Consider the following 20,983-nt stretch of genomic DNA (forward strand, 5'->3'; position numbering starts at 1 on the left):
CAGCGCCAAAGGATGCAGATCTTCCTCCGGCAGGAAACGGCGGCCGCACGCCGAAGTTTCCAGAAAATGTCTGTCGGAGGGCTGGCCTTGCACGCGCGTCCCGCACTGGTGATCGCCGGGGCCTTCGCCGTGGGCATCCTGGCTGCCGAGTGGATCCGGCCCCACCCTGCCGTCTGCGCGGCGCTGCTGCTGCCGCTGGCGGCCCCGCTCCTGAGCGGACGGCGGGGCGGCACGTGGCTGCTTGCCGCACTGGTGCTCTTCGGGGCGGCGCGCTACGCCTACGTGCAGACCTTCAGCCGCGGCAGCCTCGGCGCCTGGGCCGATCAGCCCGTCACCCTCACCGGTACGGTGGTGAGTGAACCCTCGCTGACAAGCGGGGACCGCGTCGCCTACGTCGTCGCGGCCGAGGCCGTGGAAGGCCATCCGGCCCGGGGCCGGGTGCGGGTGACGCAGCGGGGAGGCGACGCGCCGGCCTACGGGGAGCGGGTGGCGGCGTCGGGCGTCCTGGTTCCGCCCCGGGGCCCCCGCCATCCCGGGGCATTTGACGAGGCCGCATACCTGGCGAGGCAGTCGGTCTACCTCGTGATGGAGTCCGGTTCGGTGCAGCGGTTGGGCCCCGGCCGGCTCGACCCGGTGCGGCGGGCCGCGGTGGCGACGCGGCTGAGGCTGGAGGGGGTGCTCTACCGGGCCCTGCCGGAGCGGGAAGCGGCACTGATGGCCGGCCTGCTGTTCGGAAGCCGAACCCGCCTGCCCGAGGACATCGCGGCGGCCTTCCGGGCGACGGGCGTCTTCCACCTGCTGGCGGTGAGCGGCGGCAACGTGGCGATGATCGTGCTCCCGCTGCGTTGGTGCCTTCACCGGGCAGGGCTGGGGCGCGCGGCCGCCGCGGCCGCGACCCTTCCGGCGGTTGCCTTCTTCGTCTTCCTCACCGGCGCCAGCCCCTCGGTCCTGCGGGCCGGTCTCATGGCCATACTGGTGCTGGCCGGGGAGATTCTGGGCCGCGAGCGGGATGCCCTGAATACCCTGGGTGCGGCCGCCGCCCTGCTGCTGGCCGCCGCGCCCGGCCTGCTGTTCGATCTGGGCTTTCAGCTTTCGGTCGGCGCGACCCTGGGCATCCTGCTCCTCGCCGGGCCCATCCAGACCTGGCTGGCGCCGCGGCTGGCACTTCTCCTGCCCGGGCGGGCTGCGGCCGGGATCGCCGGCGGCCTGGCGGCGACCCTGGGCGCTCAGGCGATGGTGGAGCCCCTGAGCCTGCATGCATTCGGCGTCTTCTCGCCCATCGCTCCCGTCGCCAACCTGATGGTCGTCATGTTCGTCGGCTGGCTCGTGCCGATGGGGCTGGGGGCGGTGGTGGCAGGGCTCTTCGCCCCGCCGGCGGTGTGGGTGCTGGGCCACCTGGGCCGGTGGGCGCTGGCGGGGCTGGTGTACACCGTGAAGGCCCTGGCGTCGCTGCCGTACGCCCACATCGCCGCCGGCCGCCTGCCGGCGGGGTGGGTCGTGGCGTGGTACGCCGGGCTGCTCCTGGCCGCTTCACCGGCGGCACGCCGCATGCCGGCCACGTTCTGTGCCTGGCTGGGGCACCGGGTGCGGACCTGGCAGACCGCGGCCGCCGCGGCCGGGCTGCTGACGCTCCTGGCGGTGGGGGCCTTGCTCGTGTGGCGGCCGGCCCTGGCCGGGCCGCCCGATGCCCTGGAACTGACGGTTCTCGACGTCGGTCAGGGAGACGCCATCCTGGTGCGGGCGCCGGGCGGAAGCGCTGCGCTGATTGACGCCGGGCCGGCCTACCCGCTCTCCTCGGGGAGTGGGTGGTTCGACGCCGGGGAGCAGGTCGTTGTGCCCTATCTGAAGCGGACCGGGGTCGGCCGCCTGGACGTGCTGGTGCTCACGCATCCTGATGTGGACCACGTCGGGGGCGCCGGGGCCGTGCTGCGGTCGCTGCCGGTGGGGCAGGTCCTGGTGAGCACGACCGCCGCGCCGGAGGCCCACCACGCCGCGGCGCTGGCGGCTGCGGCTGAGCGGGGCGTTCCCGTGCGGGTGCCCCGGGAGGGGGAGATCCTGCGCCTGGGGGAGGCGGTCGCCATCCAGGTGCTTGGGCCGCCGGCATCGCCCATCGCGGGCAGCCGCTCCGATGACAACGCCAACTGCGTGGCGCTGCGGGTGGTGTACCGGCAGGTGGCCTTTCTGCTGGCCTGCGACCTGGAGGCGGTCGCGGAGGATCGGCTGGTGGACCGTGGCCGCCCGCTCTCGGCCGATGTGCTGAAGGTCGCGCACCACGGATCCCGGCACTCGACCACCGAGCGGTTCCTCCAGGCGGTGGGGCCGAGGTACGCCATCATCTCCGCAGGCAGCGGCAACCCCTTCGGCCACCCGCACGGCGAGGTGATCGGCCGGCTGCAGCGGGCCGGGGCAGAGGTGTGGCGCACCGACCGGCACGGGACGGTGACGGTCAGGACCGACGGGTTCCGGCTCTGGCTGGACGGCAGCCGCGGGCGGCCGGAGGGCGCGAAAACGCGGCCGCTCCTGCCCTGGAGCGGCCGCCTGGTCGGCGCATGGTAACCCATCAGCTGCGCTTTCTGGCCCGGCGCAGGGCCTTCAGCCGGACCACCCGGTCCGCGTTGACCTCGGGGTCGCCCACCTCGGGCGGGGGCCAACGGTGCCGGGCGAAACGGGCGGCCTGCACGGTGACGATCGCCCAGGCGGGCGCCAGCGCGCCGATCACCATCACCTGCAGCGCGGTCACGAAGAACCACACCCACAGGCCCGCCGGCGGCAGGGCCACGGGAAACTCCCACCCGACCAGGAGTACGGCGGCTCCCACCGGCAGCGCCAGCAGGGCGGCGCCGCTCAGGGCCGCGTGCAGACCGGCGGCGGCCACGTAGCGGGCCTTCCGGTACTCCCTGCGGGAGACCGCGAAGCCCGCAGTCAGCGCCGCCAGGAGGGCGGCCGCGGCGGCCGCGGGCGCATACCGCAAGGCCGCGAGGGTCCAGGGGCCTTCCGCACCTGCTGCAGCGGGGCCATACGTTCCTCCCAGGGCGAAGAACAGCGCGTGGAATACCGCCAGGTAGGTCAGGTGCGCCCGGAAGGCGGCCCCGCCCGCGCGGCTGCGGTAGACGGCCAGCAGGTAGAGCAGCACGAGCAGCAGCCCCGGCGCCACGTAAGGCAGCCGCTGCCGCGCGCCTTCCTTCAGCCAGTTCTGCCGTGCGGCGCTGACCTGCTGCTCGATCCGCTCCAGGTAACCGGCCCCTTCCACGGCCGTGGCGGGCGCGGGCGGCAGCGGGTCCGCCGCGCCGTAGCCCTGCAGGGCGGCGGCGGCCCAGGCCCGGCGTGAGGTGAGGTGGACCTGGGTCAGGGCGTCCAGCGGCCGCCCCTCGATGTCGAGCGCGCTGAGAATCGGCTTTCCCCGCGGGGAGACCGGTGCCGGCAGGCCGGCCAGGGCTGCGACGGTAGGCGCGACGTCGTAGATGGTCGCATCGCCTCCGCCGCCGGCGAGCACCCCGCTGCCCGCCAGGATCAGCGGCGGCCCGCCGTGTCCGGCGCCGCGGTCCTCACCCGTGCCCGCGACCACCACCGCGGTGGTCCGCCAGTCGATGAGGTCAAACAGGGCGACCAGGCGAAGGTCCAGCTCCGCCAGGGCAGCCTCGTCGGCGTCCTCCGCCGCCAGGTCCGCGGCCTGCACGATGATCAGCCGCGGGCCCCCGGGCTCCAGCATCCCGTGCACGGCCGCCTCGAGGTCTGCCAGGCGGTCGCCGGCGTGCCACGGCGACAGCACGCCCTCTGCGACGGCCGCCAGGGCGGGGCCGCCGGCCCCGCCGGCGGGGACCTGGCTGCGGACGGCGGCCTCAACCAGGCTGTCCACCCGCTCTGCGCCCGCCTCCGGCCCGGCCAGGAGCCCGGCGCGGGCAGGGGGGGCGCCGCTGAGCAGGATGGCCGTCAGGTTCGCTGCCCCCGCGGCGCCGTCGGCGTCCAGCCGGTAGTCTGCGCCCCGCCGTCTCAGCCAGTCCAGCGAGGGCAGCCGGTGGACCCGGTCGGCCGTCAGCCCGTCCAGGATGAGCAGCACGACCCGGTCGGCGAGGGGGGCCGAGCCCGAGACCGGCCGCTCGGCTCGGGCCGCGGCCGGTTCGAAGGCCGTGAGCTGCGCATAGCCGAACGAAGCGGCGCGCCACGCGCCGTACGCCGCCCCGAAGAGCAGACAGATGAGCAGCAAGACGGCTGGGCCGCGGCGCACGTCATCGCCTCCCGTCGGAGATGAGATGGCTCATAGATTCGTTTTCCGGCGCTGGCGCTCCTGCAGGGAGGCCGGGCCTCGTCCCCGAATCGTTGAAGGCAGAAGATCGTGAGGGAGTGGCACGCGATTGCACTACCACGAAGCGCTGGCGGAGATCCGGAACGGCCAGATCCGGCCGGTCTACCTCGTCTACGGGGAGGAGCCCTTCCTCGTGGAGGAGGTCTACCGCGCCCTGCGCGCCGCGGTCGTGCGGCCCGAGACGGCCGACTTCAACTTCCACGTGCTGGAGCCCGGGCCGGACCAGGTCGATCAGGCGCTGAGCCTGGCCCAGACCCAGCCGTTCTTCGCCGACCGGCGGCTGGTGGTCGTGAAGGACTGCCCCGCCATCGTGCCGCGGCGCAGAACCGGCGGTGACGAGGAGCCCCGGGAGGACAAGGGCGACGCGGCGCTGCTCAGCTATCTGAAGGCGCCTGTGCCGTCGACCGTGCTCCTCTTTCTCGCGGCCGCGGTGGACGCCCGGCGGAAGACGGCCAAGGCGCTCATCGCCGCGGGCGGTGCGGTGGAGTGCCAGCCCCTGAAGCCGGAGGATGCGGCGATGTGGGTGCAGCAGCGGGCCCAGTCGGCGGGCAAGCGTCTCGGTGTGCAGGCCGCGCACCTGCTGGTGGAGCGGGTCGGCCCCGACCTGGGGCTGCTCGCCCGCGAGCTGGAGAAGCTGGTGCTCTACGTGGGCCGTGCCGGGGAGATCCGCCCCGCCGACGTGGAGACGATGGTGGCCAACCTGGCGGAGACCGAAATCTACCGGCTCACGGACGCCGTGCTGAGGCGGGACCGGGCGCGCGCGGTCCTCCTGCTGGAGCGGCTGCTGGAGCAGGTGGACCATCCCCTCCAGTTGCTGAGCGCGCTCATCAACCGGTTCCGGCAGCTGCTCCTGGTCAAGGCGCTGGCGGCGCGGCGGCTGCCCCGCCGGGAAGCGGCGCAGCTTGCGCGCATGCATCCCTACGCCTTCGGCAAGCTGGCCGAGCACGCGGCCGCCGTGGACCGGGCGCAGATCACCGCCGCCCTCCGCCGGCTGCTGGAGGCTGACCTGGCGGTGAAGTCCGGGTTCGACCCGCGGCTCACCCTGGAGACGGTGGTCGTGGAGCTGATGGGCGACTAGCTCCCGTGCAGGCAAGAGCCCCAACCGCGAGGGCGGTTGGGGCTTCGCTGTACGTTATGAAGGACGGCCTGTCTGCGCGAACGGCCCGGCTACTGGTTGGCCGCGGCGGCCTCCGCGGCGGCCGTGGCCCTGGCCAGCATCTTGGCCAGACGCGCCTTCTTGCGGGCGGCCGTGTTCTTGTGGATCACGCCCTTCGACGCAGCCCGGTCGAGTGCCGAGAAGGCCCGGTTCAGCAGCACCTGGGCGTTCTCAGTGCCAAGAGCCTCCCGGTACTTGCGAATTGCCGTCCGGAGGCTGGACTTGACCATCTTGTTGCGTGCGGCGCGCTTCGCGGCGACCAGGGCACGCTTCTTCGCGGACTTCGTGTTAGCCAATTCCTCACCTCCAAGCAGCGGCATTTAACATCGGAATTCTAGCATACCCCTGACTGCCATGCAAGGGAATTCGCGGCGAATAATCGATTTGTCGCGCGGTCACACTACCCTGCAGGATACGGAGGTGAAAGGTGCCATGCTGAGCGCGATCGTGCGCTTTGTGGTGTCGGCCGTCGTGCTGATGGTGGTCGCATGGCTGACGCCGGGGTTTTCCGTGAACGGGTTCTGGGCCGCGCTCTTTGCCTCGCTGGTGATCGCCGGCCTCGGCTGGGTCGCCCAGGCCATGCTGGGACGGGGCGCCTCCCCGGCCGGGCGGGGCGTCGCAGGGTTCATCGCCGCTGCGGTGATCATCTACCTGACCGGATGGCTCTTCCCCGGGTGGCTGACCGTGACCTGGTGGGGCGCCCTCATCGCGGCTTTCCTCATCGGGATCGCCGACGCCGTGGTCCCCACCGAACTGCGCTGACGCGAACCTTTTTCCGCTGCACACCGTCCTAATCAGCGAACGGCCGAACGGTGCAAAGCGCCCCGGCGATCGCTGAGGTGATGCAGCATGTCCTTTCCCGACGCCAACCAGCCCATAGCCGTTCCCCCGCAGCGGCCCCGGCGGCGAGCCGGACGGGCGGTGCTTGCCGCGGTGCTCGCGGCGGCAGCCGCCGGAGTAGGGGGGTTTCTGCTGGGGCAGCACACCGCCCCCCATCCGCCTTTCGATCCGCTGTGGCTCCGGGCCTACACGGACCGGCCGCTGGACACCGCGGCGCCGAACGACGGGTTCTGGATCGCCGGCTATTACGTGGACTACGACAGCGACTCCCTGGAATCGGTGCGCCTGAACGCGCCCCACATGGACCAGGTGGTCGTGTTCGGGTACGGCTTTGACTGGGAGGGCAACGCCGTCGGCAAGGACCAGACCCTCATCCGGGGCGTCACCAGCCGCCAGAAGCGGGTGCTGCTCTTCGGAAACTTCTCCGATGCGGGCTTTGACCCCGAACTGGCCCACCGGATCCTGACGGACCCGGTGGTGCAGGAGCGCGCCATGTCCTCGATCCTGGCCGAGGCCGAGCGGATCGGCGTCGCCGGCATCCAGATCGATTTTGAGAACATCCCGCCCGAGGACCGGGAGGCGTACACCCAGTTCCTCCGGCGCCTGAAGGAGCGGCTGGAGCCGCTGGGGCTCACGCTCTCGGTCGCGGCCGCGGCCAAGACGTCCGACACCACGGCGGGCTGGGGCGGCGCGACCGACTACGCGGCCATCGGGCAGATCGTCGACTACTTTTATATCATGGCCTACGACGAGCACTGGCTCGGCGGCGAACCCGGCCCCGTCGCCTCGCTGGGGTGGGTGGAGCAGGTGGTCCGCTATGCGACGGGCGTGATGCCGTCGCAGAAGATCCTGCTGGGGGTGCCGTTTTACGGCTACGAGTGGTCCCTCGACCCCGAACTCGGGACCGAGACGAACGCGGCCTACGGCCCCGGGCGCATGCAGCGCCGCGCGGCCGAGTTTGGCGCCGAGGTGGTGTGGGACCCGGTCGCGGCCGAGAACAAGGCGGTGTTCCTGACCGACGAAGGGGAGCGCATCGCCTGGTACCCCGACGAGCGGAGCCTGGACGCCAAGCTCCGCCTGGCTTACCAGTACAACCTGAAAGGCGTCGCCGTCTGGCGCGTCGGCCTGGAGCCGGACGAGTGGTGGCACCGGCTGGGCGCGTTCCGCCTCAACCCGGAGAAGTAGCCTTTCCGCTAGCTTGTGAGGGTTCCGGTCCGCGTATTCACGCTGGTGCCGGAAGGTGTATTGTGGTAATCTAGTGAAACCATTCTGGCTTCGGGAGGGGGCCTGGTCCCATGACGCTGCACGAGGTGGCGGAGGAGCTGGCGCGCCGGATGAACTGCACCGCGGAACCGGCCGGCGCCGATGCGCAGTCGGTGACGGTGAGAGGGAAGGGGTACCACTTCGTCGTCGCGGGGTTCTTCGGCGGCTGGCAGGCGACGCTGTACGTGCCGGATCAGGAGCCGGTCACGTTCTACGGCGAGGCGGTGGAGATGCTGGAGATCCGGCTGAAGGGCAAGCTCTCCGGCCGGCCGGTGGATTAGCGGCGGGATCTCTTGATTCTGGTTTCCAACAGATGTACAATAGCCGCGAAGCCAGCGGGCAGTGTTCGCGTGGTTCTTCTTTTTTTCAATTCGTGTGGGTGCGAGGGAGAATGACGTTATGGAAGAGAACAAGCCGGTCGTGTTGTCGCCGGAAGGCCTTCAGCAGCTTCAGGAGGAGCTGGACTACCTCCGGAACGTGAAGCGCAAGGAAGTGGCGGAGCGCCTGAAGGAAGCCCGGTCGTACGGCGACCTCTCCGAGAACTCGGAGTACGATGACGCCCGCAACGAGCAGGCCTTCGTGGAAGGGCGCATCGCGATGCTGGAGAACACGCTGCGCAACGCCGTGGTGATGGACCACGCGGAGGACGAGGCCGAAGCAGGCAAGATCCGGCTTGGCTCCACGGTGGTGCTGAAGGACCTGGAATACGGCGACCTGCTGGAGTACACCATCGTCGGCACGGTGGAGGCCGACCCGGCCAAGAACAAGATCTCCAACGAATCGCCTGTGGGCAAGGCCATCATGGGCCGGACCAAGGGCGAGGTCGTGGTGGTGGAGGCGCCGGCCGGGCGGATCGAGTACGAGATCGTCGACGTAAAGTGAGCATAGGCATGGCGGCCGCAGCCCCGACCGGCACAGGTCGGGGCTGCGGCGTGCCGCGCGCTTGTCATAATGCCTGCGGCTCGTCCGTAGACTGGAATACGGCTCTTGGGGCCGACCCGACGAGCGCAGGCGAGGTGAGTTTCCATCGAGCGCAACCTCTGGACGGCGAGGCCGCTGCTGGTCGCCTACCTGCTGGTGATCGCCACCACCATCGGCCTGCTGGTCAACCGCCAGGCGCCTGACGCCGGCTCGCTGCCGGCCATGACCGGACGCGAGGCCGGCGGACGGATGCACGAACTCGAGCCTGCAGAGGATCCTTTCTGGATGGCCCTGTTCCGGCCGGGATTGCCCACCGCCCGGCAGATGCTGCGCGCGGCGGTGCCGGCGCTGGCGACGGCCGGCCCCCTGGGAGACCGGGAGGACCGCGACCTGCGGTTCCTGTGGACAGGCCAGGCGCCCCCGCGGCCCCAGACCCTCTTCCAGGCCGCCCTGCCCTTTCTGCGGCCCGGGGCGCTGCCCGCATCCCCGATGACCGTCGATCCGTCGCTGCCCGCCGGCGAGAGCCCGGGCCCGGAGCCGGTCCCGGCGGCTGAGCAGGCGGTGGCGGCCGGGCCCGCCCCCCGGCAGGAGCCGGCCGTCACCGTGCTGAACGAGGGCCTGCCGCTGGTGGGGATCTACCACACCCACGATTACGAGGCCTACATCTCGGAGTTCCCCGATCTCATGGTCAGCACCGACCAGGACCTGATGCGCATCGCCTCCTACGACCACAGCAAGCGCACCATCGTCGACATCGGGGCGATCCTGGCCCGCCGGCTCCGGGACCTGGGCGTTACCACGGTGCACGCTCCGTTCAAGCACCAGGAACTGGGCTACGACTACGCCTACCAGTCGTCGCGGGCCACGGCCCGCCAGATCCTGCGCGAGGCGCCGACGGTCAAGGTGCTCATGGACCTGCACCGCGACGGCAACATGGACCTGGACTCCACCGTCTACATCGACGGCCTGCCGGTGGCCCGGGTGCGCTGCGTCATCGGCGCCCGGGAGGACCTGCCCCACTGGCAGGAGAACCTGGCCTTCTGCAACAGGCTGATGGAGAAGATGGAGGAGGCCAACCCCGGCATCACGCTGCCCACGCTCACGCCCCAGGCCCGGTACAACCAGGACCTCCTGCCCGGGGCCATCCTGCTGGAGATCGGGAACGCCCTCAACACCTTTGAGGAGGCCGAACGGGCCGTCTACTACCTGGCCGACGCCCTGGTCGAGCTGCTCCGGGCCGGCGAGTACCCCGGGCGGTGAGGGCCGGGTCGGTTGTGCCTGCTCCGGTGGTGGTGATATAATACTCTGAAGCCTATTCTGGGGGAGCAGAAAGGAAAGTAACATGGTCGACCAGAAGCAGATCCGCAACTTTTGCATCATCGCGCATATCGACCACGGCAAGTCCACCCTGGCCGACCGGCTGATCGAGTTTACCGGGCTGCTGACGAAGCGGGAGATGACCGACCAGGTCCTGGACAACATGGACCTGGAGCGGGAGCGGGGCATCACGATCAAGGCGCAGTCCGTCCGCATGGACTACGTGGCCGACGACGGTGAGGCGTACGTGCTCAACCTGATTGACACGCCCGGCCACGTCGACTTCACGTACGAGGTCTCGCGGGCCCTCGCCGCCTGTGAGGGCGCCCTGCTGGTGGTGGATGCCTCCCAGGGGATTGAGGCGCAGACCCTCGCGAACGTCTACATGGCCCTGGAACACGATCTGGAGATCATCCCGGTCATCAACAAGATCGACCTCCCGGCCGCAGACCCGGAAAAGGTCAAGAAGGAGATCGAGGAGGTCATCGGCCTCGACACCTCCATCGCCATCATGGCCTCCGCCAAGAACGGGGTCGGCATGAAGGAGATCCTGGAGGCCGTGGTCAACTTCGTCCCGCCGCCCGAGGGTGACCGGCGGGCTCCCTTGCGCGCGCTCATCTACGACTCCTTCTACGACTCCTACAAGGGCGTCATCACCTACTTCCGCGTCTTCGAGGGCACCGTGCGCCGGGGCGACCGGATCCGCTTCATGGCCACGGGCAAGGAGTTCATCGTCGACGACCTGTACGTCTTCCGGCCGGGCCTGACCCCGGTGGAGGAGCTGTCGGCCGGCGAGGTCGGCGCCCTCGCGGCGACCATCCGTGAGGTGAAGAACGTCCGGGTCGGCGACACCATCACCCTGGCGGAGAACCCCGCCCGGGAGCCGCTGCCCGGCTACCGCAAGGCGACGCCGATGGTCTTCACGGGCCTCTATCCGGTGGAGACCAACGATTACGGCCGGCTGCGGGACGCGCTGGAGAAGCTGCAGCTCAACGACGCCTCGCTCTCGTTCGAGCCCGAGACGTCGGAGGCGCTGGGCTTCGGGTTCCGCTGCGGCTTCCTGGGGCTCCTGCACATGGACGTCATCCAGGAGCGGCTGGAGCGGGAGTTCGACCTGAACCTGATCACCACCGCGCCCAACGTGGTTTACCGGGTCAACCTGACCAGCGGCGAGCAGATCATGATCGAGAACCCGGCGAACTGGCCTGAGGCGAGCAAGATCGAATCGGTGGAGGAGCCGGTGGTCCGGGCGTCCATCATCACGCCCACCGAGTATGTCGGGCCGCTCATGGAGCTTTGCCAGGACCGGCGCGGCACCTTCCTCAACATGGAGTACCTGAACGAGAAGCGGGTCAACCTGCACTACAAGCTGCCGCTGGCCGAGATCATGTATGACTTCTTCGACCAGCTGAAGACCCGCTCCCGGGGTTACGCCAGCTTCGACTATGAAGTGACCGGCTACGAGCCGTCGGACATGGTGAAGATGGACATCCTGGTGCACGGCCAGCCGGTGGATGCGCTCTCGTGCATCGTGCACCGGGAGAAGGCGCAGAAGCTGGGCCGCGCCCTGGTCCAGAAGCTGCGCAAGCTCATCCCCCGCCATCTGTTCGAGGTGCCCATCCAGGCGGCCGTCGGGAACAAGATCCTGGCGCGCGAAAACATCGCTCCGCTGCGGAAGGACGTGCTGGCCAAGTGCTACGGCGGCGACGTCACCCGGAAGCGGAAGCTGCTGGAGAAGCAGAAGGAGGGCAAGCGCCGGATGAAGGCGGTCGGCTCCGTCGAGATTCCGCAGGAGGCCTTCATGGCGGTGCTCTCCACAGACGCTGACGAAGACTGATGCGACCGGCCGGGCTCCGCGGGGCCCGGCGCTGTTCTTGGAGGGGGGGCGTTGGCTTGCCGATCGGGCTCTACGTGCACATCCCCTACTGCCAGCACAAGTGCGGGTACTGCGACTTCAACAGCCATGCGGGGTCCGACCGGGCGGAGCAGGCGCGCTACGTCGACGCCCTGCTCCGGGAGATGGCGCTGTGGGCGGCCCGCCCCGAACTGGCCGGGGAGCAGGTCTCCACCGTCTACGTGGGCGGCGGAACGCCGACGCTGCTGGCGGGGGAGCAGATCGCCCGGGTGCTGCGCGGGATCCGGCAGCACTTCCGCCTGGCCCCCGGCGCTGAGGTGACCCTCGAGGGCAACCCCGGCACGGTGGACGTGGAGGGGGAGAAGCTTGCCCGCGCGGTTGAGGCCGGGGCCAACCGGCTGTCGCTGGGCGTGCAGGCCCGGCAGCCCCACCTGCTGGAGCGGCTCGGGCGCATCCACGACGCCCGGCAGGTGGAGGAGGCGGTGGGCGCGGCCCGGCGGGCGGGCTTCGCCAACATCAACCTGGACCTCATGTACGGCCTGCCCGGCCAGACCCCGGCTGACTTCCGCGAGACCGTCCTCTGGGCGCTGGACCTGGGCCCCACCCACATCAGCGCCTACAGCCTGATCCTGGAGGAGGGCACGCCTTTCTACCACGCCTATCAGGCCGGACGGCTGCACCTGCCGCCGGAGGAGGCGGAGGAGCAGATGTTCCTGGAGGGCAAGGCGCTGCTGGAGGCCGCGGGGTTCGAGCACTACGAGGTGTCCAACTTCGCCCTGCCGGGCTTCCGGTGCCGGCACAACCTCCTCTACTGGCGGAACGAGCACTACCTGGGGATCGGCTGCGGGGCCCACTCGTTTCTGCGGCTGGCGGCGCCCCTGGGCAACCTGGGGCCCCCCCGCCCCGGGCTCACCGCGTCCCGCGTTCAGGGGGGCAGCGAGGTGGAGACCGCGCCGGGCCTGCCGGGGCAGCAGTACCGGTTCTGGAACCTGAAGCACCCGGGCGCCTACCGGGCGGCGCTGGAGCGGGGCGGCCTGCCGGTGGAGGCGGGGGAGGTCATCGACCCGCGGGACGAGATGGCCGAGACGATGTTCATGGGGCTGCGGCTCCTGGAGGGGGTGAGCGGCGCCCGCTTCCGGGCGCGGTTCGGCGTCTCCATCGCGGACGTCTACGGCCCCGAGGTGGAGCGGTTGCAGCGGGAGGGCCTGGTCGAGTGGGCGGACGGGTCCCTGCGGCTGACCCCCCGGGGCCTGCGGCTGGGCAACGTGGTGTGGGCGGCGTTTGTGTAGGGTGGCGGTGCCTGCCCGCGAAAAAAGTCGCTTGTTCACATGATGTGCACAAGGTATTCACAGGATGTCCTCCGAAATTGCTGTCCAATTCATGGCTAAAGGGACAGACCGTGATGACACAGCAAGCGGGAAACATCTGTCGCCGCTGCGGACGGAGCAGCGAGCAGCTTTACCAGATGCTGGACAACGGCGGCCGCTGGGCGGTGGTCTGCGGTACATGTACCTGCGGGCACACGTGGACGGTCATCCACACCGCCGTGCCGAACCTCTCCGCCCTGCGGGCGTGGCTGCGGCGCGGCGGCCAGCCGCCGGAAGGGCCGCTCGGCCCGATGCAGGGCGGTCCCTGGCAGTCCTGGCGCGTGGAGGGGTTCGCACTGGAGCCTGTGCACAGTCCGGGAAGGTGACCGCTGTGGAAGTGGAGATCAAGCTGGAGGTGCTTCCCACCTTGCCCGGCGGTCCCGGAGCGCTGTTTGCAGCGCTCGCTGCGCGGGACACGCTGGCGGGGTTCCCGCTGGGCCCCGCACGTACGGTGAATCTGCGCGATACGTACTTCGACACCGATGACGGCGATCTGGCCCGGGCCGGTGCAGGCCTGCGCGTGCGCCGGGAGGACGGACGCATCCTGGTCACGCTCAAGGTGACCCGTGCCCGGGACGGGGCCCTGAGCCAACGGGAGGAGTACGAGGCTCCGCTGGATCTGGACAGCCACAGGGAGGTCATGGCCCGCATCCGCCCGTTCATCGGGCCGGGCGCGGTGCCGTTCGCCGCGTTCGCGGTGGGCCGCCCCGCCGGGCCGCTGGAGCCCGTGCTGGACGTATACACGGAGCGGATCGTGCGGCCGATCGGCGACATCGGCACGCTCGCGCTGGACCGGGTGCGCTACCCCGGCCTGGACCCTGACCCGTACTACGACATCGAAGTGGAGGCGGCGCCGGACCTGGCGGATCCGGCGGCGCTGCGCGCGGTGGAGGCCGAGCTGTTTGCGCTGGCCGGCGGCCACCTGCGGGCGGCGGGCCGTTCCAAGCTGGAACGGGGCCTCACCCTGGGCCGCCGCTGAATGAAACGCTGACGGCCGGGCCTGGCGCCCGGCCGTTTTTTCGACTCCTGGTTGCATAAATATGCGGAGAATAGTATAATCATGCGAGATCTGGATGACGAGGAGGCCGCGTGCCATGACCAAGCTCTGGGGAGGGCGCTTTACCAAGCCTGCGGACAAGACCGCCGAGGGCTTCACCTCGTCGCTGGCCTTCGACCGCCGGCTGTACAAGCAGGACATCCGGGGGTCGGTTGCCCACGCCCGCATGCTGGCGAAGCAGGGGATCATCTCCGCCGGGGATGCGGCCAGGATTGAGCAGGGGCTGCGGGAGATCGAGGCCGAGATCGAGGCGGGGCAGTTTCCCTTCCGCCAGGAGTACGAGGACATCCACCTGAACATCGAAAAGCGGCTGATCGAGAAGATCGGCCCGGTCGGGGGGCGGCTGCACACGGCTCGCAGCCGCAACGACCAGGTGGTCACCGACGTGCACCTGTGGGTGAAGGAGGAGATCGCCGCGGTGCAGCGGCTGGTCAGCGACCTGCAGGGCACCCTGCTGGACCGGGCCCGGGAGCAGATGGGCGTCATCATGCCCGGCTACACCCACCTGCAGCGGGCGCAGCCGGTCCTGCTCTCCCACCACCTGATGGCCTACTTCTGGATGTTGGAGCGGGACTACGGCCGTTTCGCCGACGCGCTCCGGCGGGCCGACGTCTCGCCCCTGGGCGCCGGCGCGATGGCGGGCACCACCTTCCCCATCGACCGGGAATTCACCGCGGCGGAGCTGGGCTTCGCCGGGGTGTACCCCAACTCCATGGACGCCGTGAGCGACCGGGACTTCATCATCGAGTTCGTGGCGGCCGCAGCCATCTGCCAGATGCACCTCTCCCGGTTGGCGGAGGAGCTGGTCAACTGGTCCTCCACGGAGTTCGGCTTCGTGGAGATGGACGACGCCTACGCCACCGGTTCGTCGATCATGCCGCAGAAGAAGAACCCCGACGTGGCGGAGATCGTGCGGGGGAAGACCGGCCGCGTCTACGGCGACCTGATGGCCCTGCTGACCGTGCTGAAGGGGCTGCCGCTCACCTACCACAGCGACCTGCAGGAGGACAAGGAGCGGCTCTTCGACGCGGTGGACACCCTGAAGGCCTGCCTGACGGTGATGACCGGCATGCTGGCGACGGTGCGGTTCAACCGGGAGCGCATGGCGCAGGCCGTGCGGCAGGACTTCTCCAACGCCACCGACATGGCTGATTACCTGGCGAAGAAGGGCATGCCCTTCCGGGAGGCGCACGAGGTCGTGGGCCGGGCGGTTCTCTACTGCATCGAGCGGGGCAAGTACCTGGCCGACTGCACCCTGGAGGAGTTCAAGGCGTTCTCGGAACTGTTTGAGGAAGACATCTACCAGGCCATCGCCCCCGAGACGTGCGTCAACCTGCGCACGTCGCTGGGGGGCACCGCGCCCGCCGAGGTGGAGCGGCAGATGGCGCTGGCGGCGGACATTCTCGCGCAGCGCATGGGCTGAGCGGCATGCTCCGGGCGGTCATCGGAGGCCGGCCGGGTGATCGGGGCCATGGACCATGACGACAAAACGCACCGCTGGTCTGTCGAAGACCATCGGTGCGTTCTGTTTTTCGTTCGCCGTGTTTCGACGCAACGTCCTTGGTGTGTCGATGCGCGTCTACGGGCTCTTTCGCCCCAACTCCTCCAGCCGCCGCAGGATCTCCGCCAGCGGCGGCACGCCCCACTTGCCGTACGGCCAGTTCCGCGTTCACTCTCCTCAGTCCTCCAGTAACCGAATGTACGTTCCTATCCACCGCGGGGATACGGCGGTCTCCCTGTGAACATTCATATTGTTCACCTGTTAGAGAAAAGTACCGCTTCTGCCTTGTCCTTCCGGACTGCAGGCCTTACCATAACGACACCGCAGCAGCGCGGTGCAGGCCGGAAGCGGTCTGCAGATCAGGAAAGGAGGAGGACCCATGAAGCGCGTAGTGACCTGGCTTGTGGCCCTGTGCACGGTGCTGGCGGCCTCGGCGTGGAATCCGGCCCTGGCGCAGCCCCATGCGGTCTCCCCGAAGGACCACGTGCGCGTGGACCTGAAAGCCCCGGCGGTTCCCGGCCAGTTCATCGTGAAGTTCAAGCCGGGCGTCGCCGCGGCCCAGCGGGCGGCCATCGCCGCCGAGGCCGGCGCGAAGGTGGTGGACCGGGTGGCGGCGCTGGACGTCGAGGTGCTGGAGTTCCCGGCCCTGTCCGCCAAGAGTGACCCCAAGGCTGCCGAGTCGGTCGTCCGGGCGCTGAAGATGAACCCCAACGTCGAGTATGTGGAGCCCAACTACATCTACACCGTCCAGTGGACGCCCAACGATCCTGGCCGCACCCAGCAGTGGGCGTGGGACCGCATTGACGCCTACGACGCCTGGGACGTGACCCGGGGCAGTTCCAGCACGATTATCGCCATCGTCGACTCCGGCGTGCAGCGCAACCACCCGGACCTGGACGCCAAGATCGTTCCGGGCTACGACTTCGTCGACCGGGACAACGCCCCGGATGACGGCAACGGCCACGGCACCCACGTCGCGGGCACCGCGGCGGCCGAGACGAACAACGGTACCGGCGGCGCCGGCATGTGCCCGGAATGCCGCATCATGCCGGTGCGGGTGCTGAACAACTCGGGCTCGGGCACGCTGGCCAATGTGGCCAACGGCATCACCTGGGCGGCTGACAACGGCGCACACGTCATCAACCTGAGCCTGGGCGGCGCCATGGGGTCTACGACCCTGCAGAACGCCGTCAACTACGCCTGGAACCGGGGGGTCTTCCTGGCCTGCGCCGCGGGCAACGAGAACACCAGCGCCCCCTCCTACCCGGCGTATTACTCCCGGTGCTTTGCCGTCGCCTCCACCACCAACTCAGACACCCGCTCGTCCTTCTCCAACTACGGCAGCTGGGTGGAGGTCGCCGCTCCGGGGTCCAGCATCTACTCCACCTGGATCGGCAGCGGCTACAACACCATCAGCGGCACGTCCATGGCGACCCCCCACGTCGCCGGCCTGGCGGGCCTCTTGGCTTCGATGAACCTGACCAACCAGGAGATCTGGGACCGCATCGTGGCGACGGCCGACCCCATCCCCGGTACGGGCACGTACTGGGCCGCCGGCCGCATCAACGCCTACAGGGCCGTCATGAATGAGACCAGCCCCGGACCTGATCCCGAACCCGGCGACCCGGGCGAGAACAAGGTGCAGAACGGCGGCTTCGAGAACGGGACCGCCCCCTGGGTGCAGAGCTCCTCGGGCGGCTACCAGCTGATCAGCACCTATCTGCCGCGGACCGGCAACTACAGCGCCTGGCTGGGCGGCTACAACTACGGCACCGACGCCATCAGCCAGACGGTGACCATCCCCCAGAACGGCAAGCTCACGTTCTGGTGGTACATGAGCACCAGCGAGGGAAGCTCCACGGCCTACGACTACCTGCGGGTGCGGCTCTACAGCCAGAACGGCAGCCTGCTGGCCACCCTGGTCACCCGGAGCAACCGCGACGCCCGGAACCAGTGGGTGCAGGAGAACGTCAACCTCGCCAGCTGGGCCGGCCAGACGGTGCGTCTGGAGTTCAGCGCCACCAACGACTGGCTGCTGCCGACCAGCTTCTTCATCGACGACGTCGAGCTGAAGTAACGGGCCCGCCCCGGCGGGGACGGCACGGCGCCGCAGGGCTGCGCGGTGGGAAAGCAGCGGGGCTGCACGCTTCCGGCGTGCAGCCCCGTACCTTGCCCGTCAGTGGGTGAGCCAGGACATGCGGTTCTCCTGCCAGATTCCGATGCGGTTCACGATGAAGCAGAGCACCCAGTAGATCAGGCCGATCATGCCGAAGATAGCGAAGAACTGGACCGTGGAGCCGTGCTTGCCCAGGATGATGACGCCCTTGCCGGTCAGCTCGTGCACGCCGGTGACCCACACGTACGAGGTGTCCTTCACCACCGTGACGAACTGGCCGGTCAGCGGCGGGATCATCTTGCGCAGGGCCTGAGGCAGGACGATGTGGCGCATCGTCTGCCACCAGGTGAACCCCTGGGACCGGGCGGCCTCCCACTGCCCCCTGTCCACCGAGTTGAGCCCGCCCCGCACGATTTCGCCGACGATGGCCGCGGTGAAGAGCGTCATGGCCAGGGTGCCGGAGTTGACCGGCTTCAGCGGCGTGGCGAAGCGGAACAGCAGGATGAGCAGGATCAGGGGCGAGGCGCGGAAGCTCTCGATGTACACGGCCGCGATACGGCTGAACAGCCAGTGGCGGCTGTAGCGCATCACGCCCAGCAGTGTGCCGAGGATGAAGGAGAAGACGATGGTGAGTCCGCTGATGCGCAGCGTGATCAGGAGCCCCTCTCCCAAGGACCGCAGGTTGTGCCACTGAGCGAGTTCCTGGAGTTCTTCGATCACGCGGCCGTCACCTCCCCGCCGCGGCTGAGCCGCACCCGCTCCTCCCAGCGCCGGGCCAGCTGGGCCAGCGGGAAGCAGATGGCGAAGTAGATCGCCCACACGGTGAGGTACGCCGGCCCGTAATAGCCGGTGGTGGCCGACCAGGAGTCCGCCTGGAACATAAGGTCTCCGCCGGAGATCATGGCCAGGATCGAGGAGTTCTTGATGAGCGCCACGGCCTGGTTGGTCATGGGGGGCAGCACGATCTGCGCCGCCTGGGGCAGGATGATGTAGCGCATGGCCTGCACGTAGCTGAAGCCCTGGGACAGGGCGGCCTCCAGCTGTCCCCGGTGAATCGCCTGAATGCCGGCCCGCACCACTTCGGTCACATAGGCGCCGTGGTAGACGCCCAGCCCCAGCACGCCCACCACGGGGGTGGGGAGCATGATGTCAAAATGGGGCAGCAGGTAGTAGAGGAAGAACACCTGGGTCACCAGCGGGGTGTTCTGGATCAAGCTCACGTACAGGCGGCTCACAGTCCGGCCGCTCCTCCACGGGGCGGTGGCGAGGACACCGAACAGCACGCCCAGCGCCAGAGCGAGGAGGAGGGCCAGACCTGCCGTGCTGGCGGTCCGGCCCAGGCCCTCGAGGAGGATGTGCCAGTCTCGGAAGAGCGCCTGCCACTTGAATGCGGCAAAGCGATCCACTGGCTACTTCAGCCCCCACTTCTCGTACAGCTGGTCCATCTCACCGGAGGCCATCATCTCCTTGATGATGTTGTTGACGAACTCGGCCAGCTCGGTGTTGGACTTCTTGGTCGCGATGCCGTACTCCTGAGGCGCGAACTTGTCGGGCAGCATGACGTTCTTGTCGTCCTTATAGCCCCAGAGGATCGACTGGTCCACGGAGAAGGCGTCGATCCGGCCGGAGTCCAGCGCCGCCTTGATCTCCGGATAGGTGGCGAACTCCATGAACTCCACCTTAATGCCGTCCTTCTCCGCCTGCTCCGTCAGGGCTGCCCGGGTGGAGGCGGACTGGGCCACGCCGATGACCTTGCCGTCCAGGTCCTTCCAGGACTTGATGCCGCTGCTCTCCAGCACCAGGAAGCCCACGTGATCGGTGAAGTAGGGGTCGGAGAAGTTCCAGCTGTTCTTCCGATCCTCGGTGATCGTGAACGTGGCGATCACCATGTCGATCTCGCCGTTGTCCAGCGCAGGGCCGCGGGTCTTGGCGTTCACGCCGGTGAACTGCACCTTGTTCTCGTCGCCGAAGATCTCCTTGGCGATGCGCTTGGCGAGGTCGATCTCGAGACCCTCATGCACGTTCTTGGCGGGGTCCAGGTAGCCGAATTTCGGCACGTCTTCCTTCACGCCGACCTTCAGGACGCCGGCGTTCTTGATCTTCTGCACCTGGGCCGGGAGGTCCGAGGCGCCGTCCCCGCTGCCGCCGCCGGCCGGCGCCTGGGACTGCCCTCCGCAGCCCGCCAGAACGGCGGCACACAGAATCGCTGCGAACATCACACCCCACTTGCGCTTCATTCCGATACTCCCCTCTGCTTTCTTTTTCTATCTGTCATCAGCGCAGAATGCGGCTGAGGAACAGCCGGGTCCGCTCGTGGCGGGGGGCCTCGAAGAAGTGCTCCGGCGGCCCCTCCTCCAGGATCTGCCCGCCGTCCATGAAGATGACCCGGTCGGCCACCTCCCGGGCGAAGCCCATCTCGTGGGTGACCACGACCATGGTGATGCCCTCCTGGGACAGGCTGATCATCACGTCCAGCACCTCCTGGACCATCTCGGGGTCCAGGGCGGAGGTAGGCTCATCGAACAGCATGATCTTCGGGCGCATGTTCAGGGCGCGCGCGATCGCCACCCGCTGCTGCTGCCCGCCGGAGAGCTGCGACGGGTACGCGTTGGCCTTGTGCTTCAGCCCGACCCGGTCCAGGAACTCCAGACCCGAGGCCTCCGCCTCCTCCCGGGGGATGCCCTTGACCAGCACCGGCGCCATCGCGACGTTCTCCAGCACGGTCTTGTGCGGATAGAGGTTGAACTGCTGAAACACCATGCCGATGGACTGGCGCACCTTGGTCAGGGGCGCCCGCGGCGCCGTGATGTCGACGCCGTCCACGATGACCGTCCCGCTGGTGGGCCGTTCCAGCAGGTTGATACAGCGGATCAGGGTGGACTTGCCGGAGCCCGAAGGACCGATGACGACCAGCTTCTCGCCGGTTTTCACCGTCAGGTCGACGTCCACGAGCACGTGCAGGGGTCCGAAGTGTTTATTTACCTTAATCAGCTCGATCATAGAATGCGCTGACCACCCTTTCTGGGTTCGCGAAGGGCTATATTCTAAATACTGTCCTGCAGTGATCGAAAATGCAAGTGTCATATGATTAGTTTTGTCTATCAGAATCACCGTCTAGTGGGTCAGTTCTCCGGATTGTGACATCGTACAAAAGCAAAAAGAAACAGGACGCCTCCCGCACGGCGTCCTGTTTCTCTCACATGGGGGGACAGGGGATTTGCTGGTCACAGCCTTAGTATATGCACCTGCCCCCGTCTCGGCATCCTGCTGCGGATGGGATTTTGCCG

18 protein-coding genes are annotated in these 20,983 nt (G+C 68.8%); 12 read left to right on the forward strand and 6 right to left on the reverse strand.

Annotated features, from left to right (window positions below):
• Positions 1-87: 87 nt before the first annotated feature.
• Positions 88-2,556, forward strand: coding sequence for a DNA internalization-related competence protein ComEC/Rec2 (locus ACZ5UM_RS07140; RefSeq protein WP_464847816.1), 2,469 nt, complete (start codon positions 88-90; stop codon positions 2,554-2,556).
• A 4-nt stretch (positions 2,557-2,560) separates the two neighbouring features.
• Here ACZ5UM_RS07140 and ACZ5UM_RS07145 read toward each other — a convergent pair whose 3' ends face one another.
• Positions 2,561-4,225: a hypothetical protein gene (locus ACZ5UM_RS07145; RefSeq protein WP_464847818.1), complete on the reverse strand. Its 1,665-nt coding sequence runs from the start codon at positions 4,223-4,225 to the stop codon at positions 2,561-2,563.
• 127 nt (positions 4,226-4,352) lie between these two features.
• Between ACZ5UM_RS07145 and holA the strand changes: the two genes are divergently transcribed.
• A complete protein-coding gene (holA, locus tag ACZ5UM_RS07150) occupies positions 4,353-5,381 on the forward strand; it encodes a DNA polymerase III subunit delta (protein ID WP_464847820.1) in 1,029 nt (342 codons plus the stop codon).
• An 89-nt stretch (positions 5,382-5,470) separates the two neighbouring features.
• On the opposite strand, the gene rpsT is transcribed toward holA, so the two are convergent.
• On the reverse strand, positions 5,471-5,755 hold the full coding sequence (gene rpsT, locus ACZ5UM_RS07155) for a 30S ribosomal protein S20 (protein ID WP_464847822.1): 285 nt from the start codon (positions 5,753-5,755) through the stop codon (positions 5,471-5,473).
• 136 nt (positions 5,756-5,891) lie between these two features.
• Between rpsT and ACZ5UM_RS07160 the strand changes: the two genes are divergently transcribed.
• The 10 genes from ACZ5UM_RS07160 (at position 5,892) to ACZ5UM_RS07205 (ending at position 17,657) form a co-directional block, all read left to right on the forward strand.
• Positions 5,892-6,221 carry a phage holin family protein gene (locus ACZ5UM_RS07160; protein WP_464847824.1) on the forward strand — a complete coding sequence of 110 codons (330 nt, stop codon included), beginning with the start codon at positions 5,892-5,894 and terminating at the stop codon, positions 6,219-6,221.
• Between the two features lie 87 nt (positions 6,222-6,308).
• On the forward strand, positions 6,309-7,484 hold the full coding sequence (locus tag ACZ5UM_RS07165; RefSeq protein WP_464847825.1) for a glycosyl hydrolase family 18 protein: 1,176 nt from the start codon (positions 6,309-6,311) through the stop codon (positions 7,482-7,484).
• A gap of 110 nt (positions 7,485-7,594) precedes the next feature.
• Positions 7,595-7,843, forward strand: coding sequence for a hypothetical protein (locus ACZ5UM_RS07170; protein WP_464847826.1), 249 nt, complete (start codon positions 7,595-7,597; stop codon positions 7,841-7,843).
• Between the two features lie 118 nt (positions 7,844-7,961).
• Positions 7,962-8,444, forward strand: coding sequence for a transcription elongation factor GreA (gene greA, locus ACZ5UM_RS07175; RefSeq protein WP_464847827.1), 483 nt, complete (start codon positions 7,962-7,964; stop codon positions 8,442-8,444).
• A gap of 195 nt (positions 8,445-8,639) precedes the next feature.
• Complete coding sequence (locus tag ACZ5UM_RS07180) at positions 8,640-9,743, forward strand: stage II sporulation protein P (protein ID WP_464847829.1); 1,104 nt, start codon at positions 8,640-8,642, stop codon at positions 9,741-9,743.
• Positions 9,744-9,825: 82 nt separating this feature from the next.
• Positions 9,826-11,637, forward strand: coding sequence for a translation elongation factor 4 (gene lepA, locus ACZ5UM_RS07185; RefSeq protein WP_464847830.1), 1,812 nt, complete (start codon positions 9,826-9,828; stop codon positions 11,635-11,637).
• A 56-nt stretch (positions 11,638-11,693) separates the two neighbouring features.
• Positions 11,694-12,944, forward strand: a complete 1,251-nt coding sequence (gene hemW, locus ACZ5UM_RS07190) for a radical SAM family heme chaperone HemW (RefSeq protein ID WP_464847831.1) — start codon at positions 11,694-11,696, stop codon at positions 12,942-12,944.
• A gap of 409 nt (positions 12,945-13,353) precedes the next feature.
• Complete coding sequence (locus ACZ5UM_RS07195; RefSeq protein ID WP_464847832.1) at positions 13,354-14,001, forward strand: CYTH domain-containing protein; 648 nt, start codon at positions 13,354-13,356, stop codon at positions 13,999-14,001.
• A gap of 115 nt (positions 14,002-14,116) precedes the next feature.
• On the forward strand, positions 14,117-15,502 hold the full coding sequence (gene argH, locus ACZ5UM_RS07200) for an argininosuccinate lyase (protein ID WP_464847833.1): 1,386 nt from the start codon (positions 14,117-14,119) through the stop codon (positions 15,500-15,502).
• Between the two features lie 457 nt (positions 15,503-15,959).
• Complete coding sequence (locus tag ACZ5UM_RS07205; RefSeq protein ID WP_464847834.1) at positions 15,960-17,657, forward strand: S8 family peptidase; 1,698 nt, start codon at positions 15,960-15,962, stop codon at positions 17,655-17,657.
• A gap of 99 nt (positions 17,658-17,756) precedes the next feature.
• Here the strand turns inward: ACZ5UM_RS07205 and ACZ5UM_RS07210 are convergent, their stop codons facing one another.
• Genes ACZ5UM_RS07210 through ACZ5UM_RS07225 form a run of 4 tightly spaced genes read right to left on the reverse strand, consistent with a single transcriptional unit; the run spans position 17,757 to position 20,696 of the window.
• A complete protein-coding gene (locus ACZ5UM_RS07210; protein WP_464847836.1) occupies positions 17,757-18,416 on the reverse strand; it encodes an amino acid ABC transporter permease in 660 nt (219 codons plus the stop codon).
• Positions 18,413-19,102, reverse strand: a complete 690-nt coding sequence (locus ACZ5UM_RS07215; RefSeq protein ID WP_464847838.1) for an amino acid ABC transporter permease — start codon at positions 19,100-19,102, stop codon at positions 18,413-18,415. Before ACZ5UM_RS07215 ends, ACZ5UM_RS07210 begins: the two co-directional genes overlap by 4 nt.
• Positions 19,103-19,105: 3 nt before the next feature.
• Positions 19,106-19,933, reverse strand: coding sequence for a transporter substrate-binding domain-containing protein (locus tag ACZ5UM_RS07220; RefSeq protein ID WP_464847839.1), 828 nt, complete (start codon positions 19,931-19,933; stop codon positions 19,106-19,108).
• 37 nt (positions 19,934-19,970) lie between these two features.
• Complete coding sequence (locus ACZ5UM_RS07225) at positions 19,971-20,696, reverse strand: amino acid ABC transporter ATP-binding protein (RefSeq protein WP_464847841.1); 726 nt, start codon at positions 20,694-20,696, stop codon at positions 19,971-19,973.
• Positions 20,697-20,983: the final 287 nt, after the last annotated feature.

The sequence above is a fragment of the Symbiobacterium ostreiconchae genome, assembly GCF_055396975.1.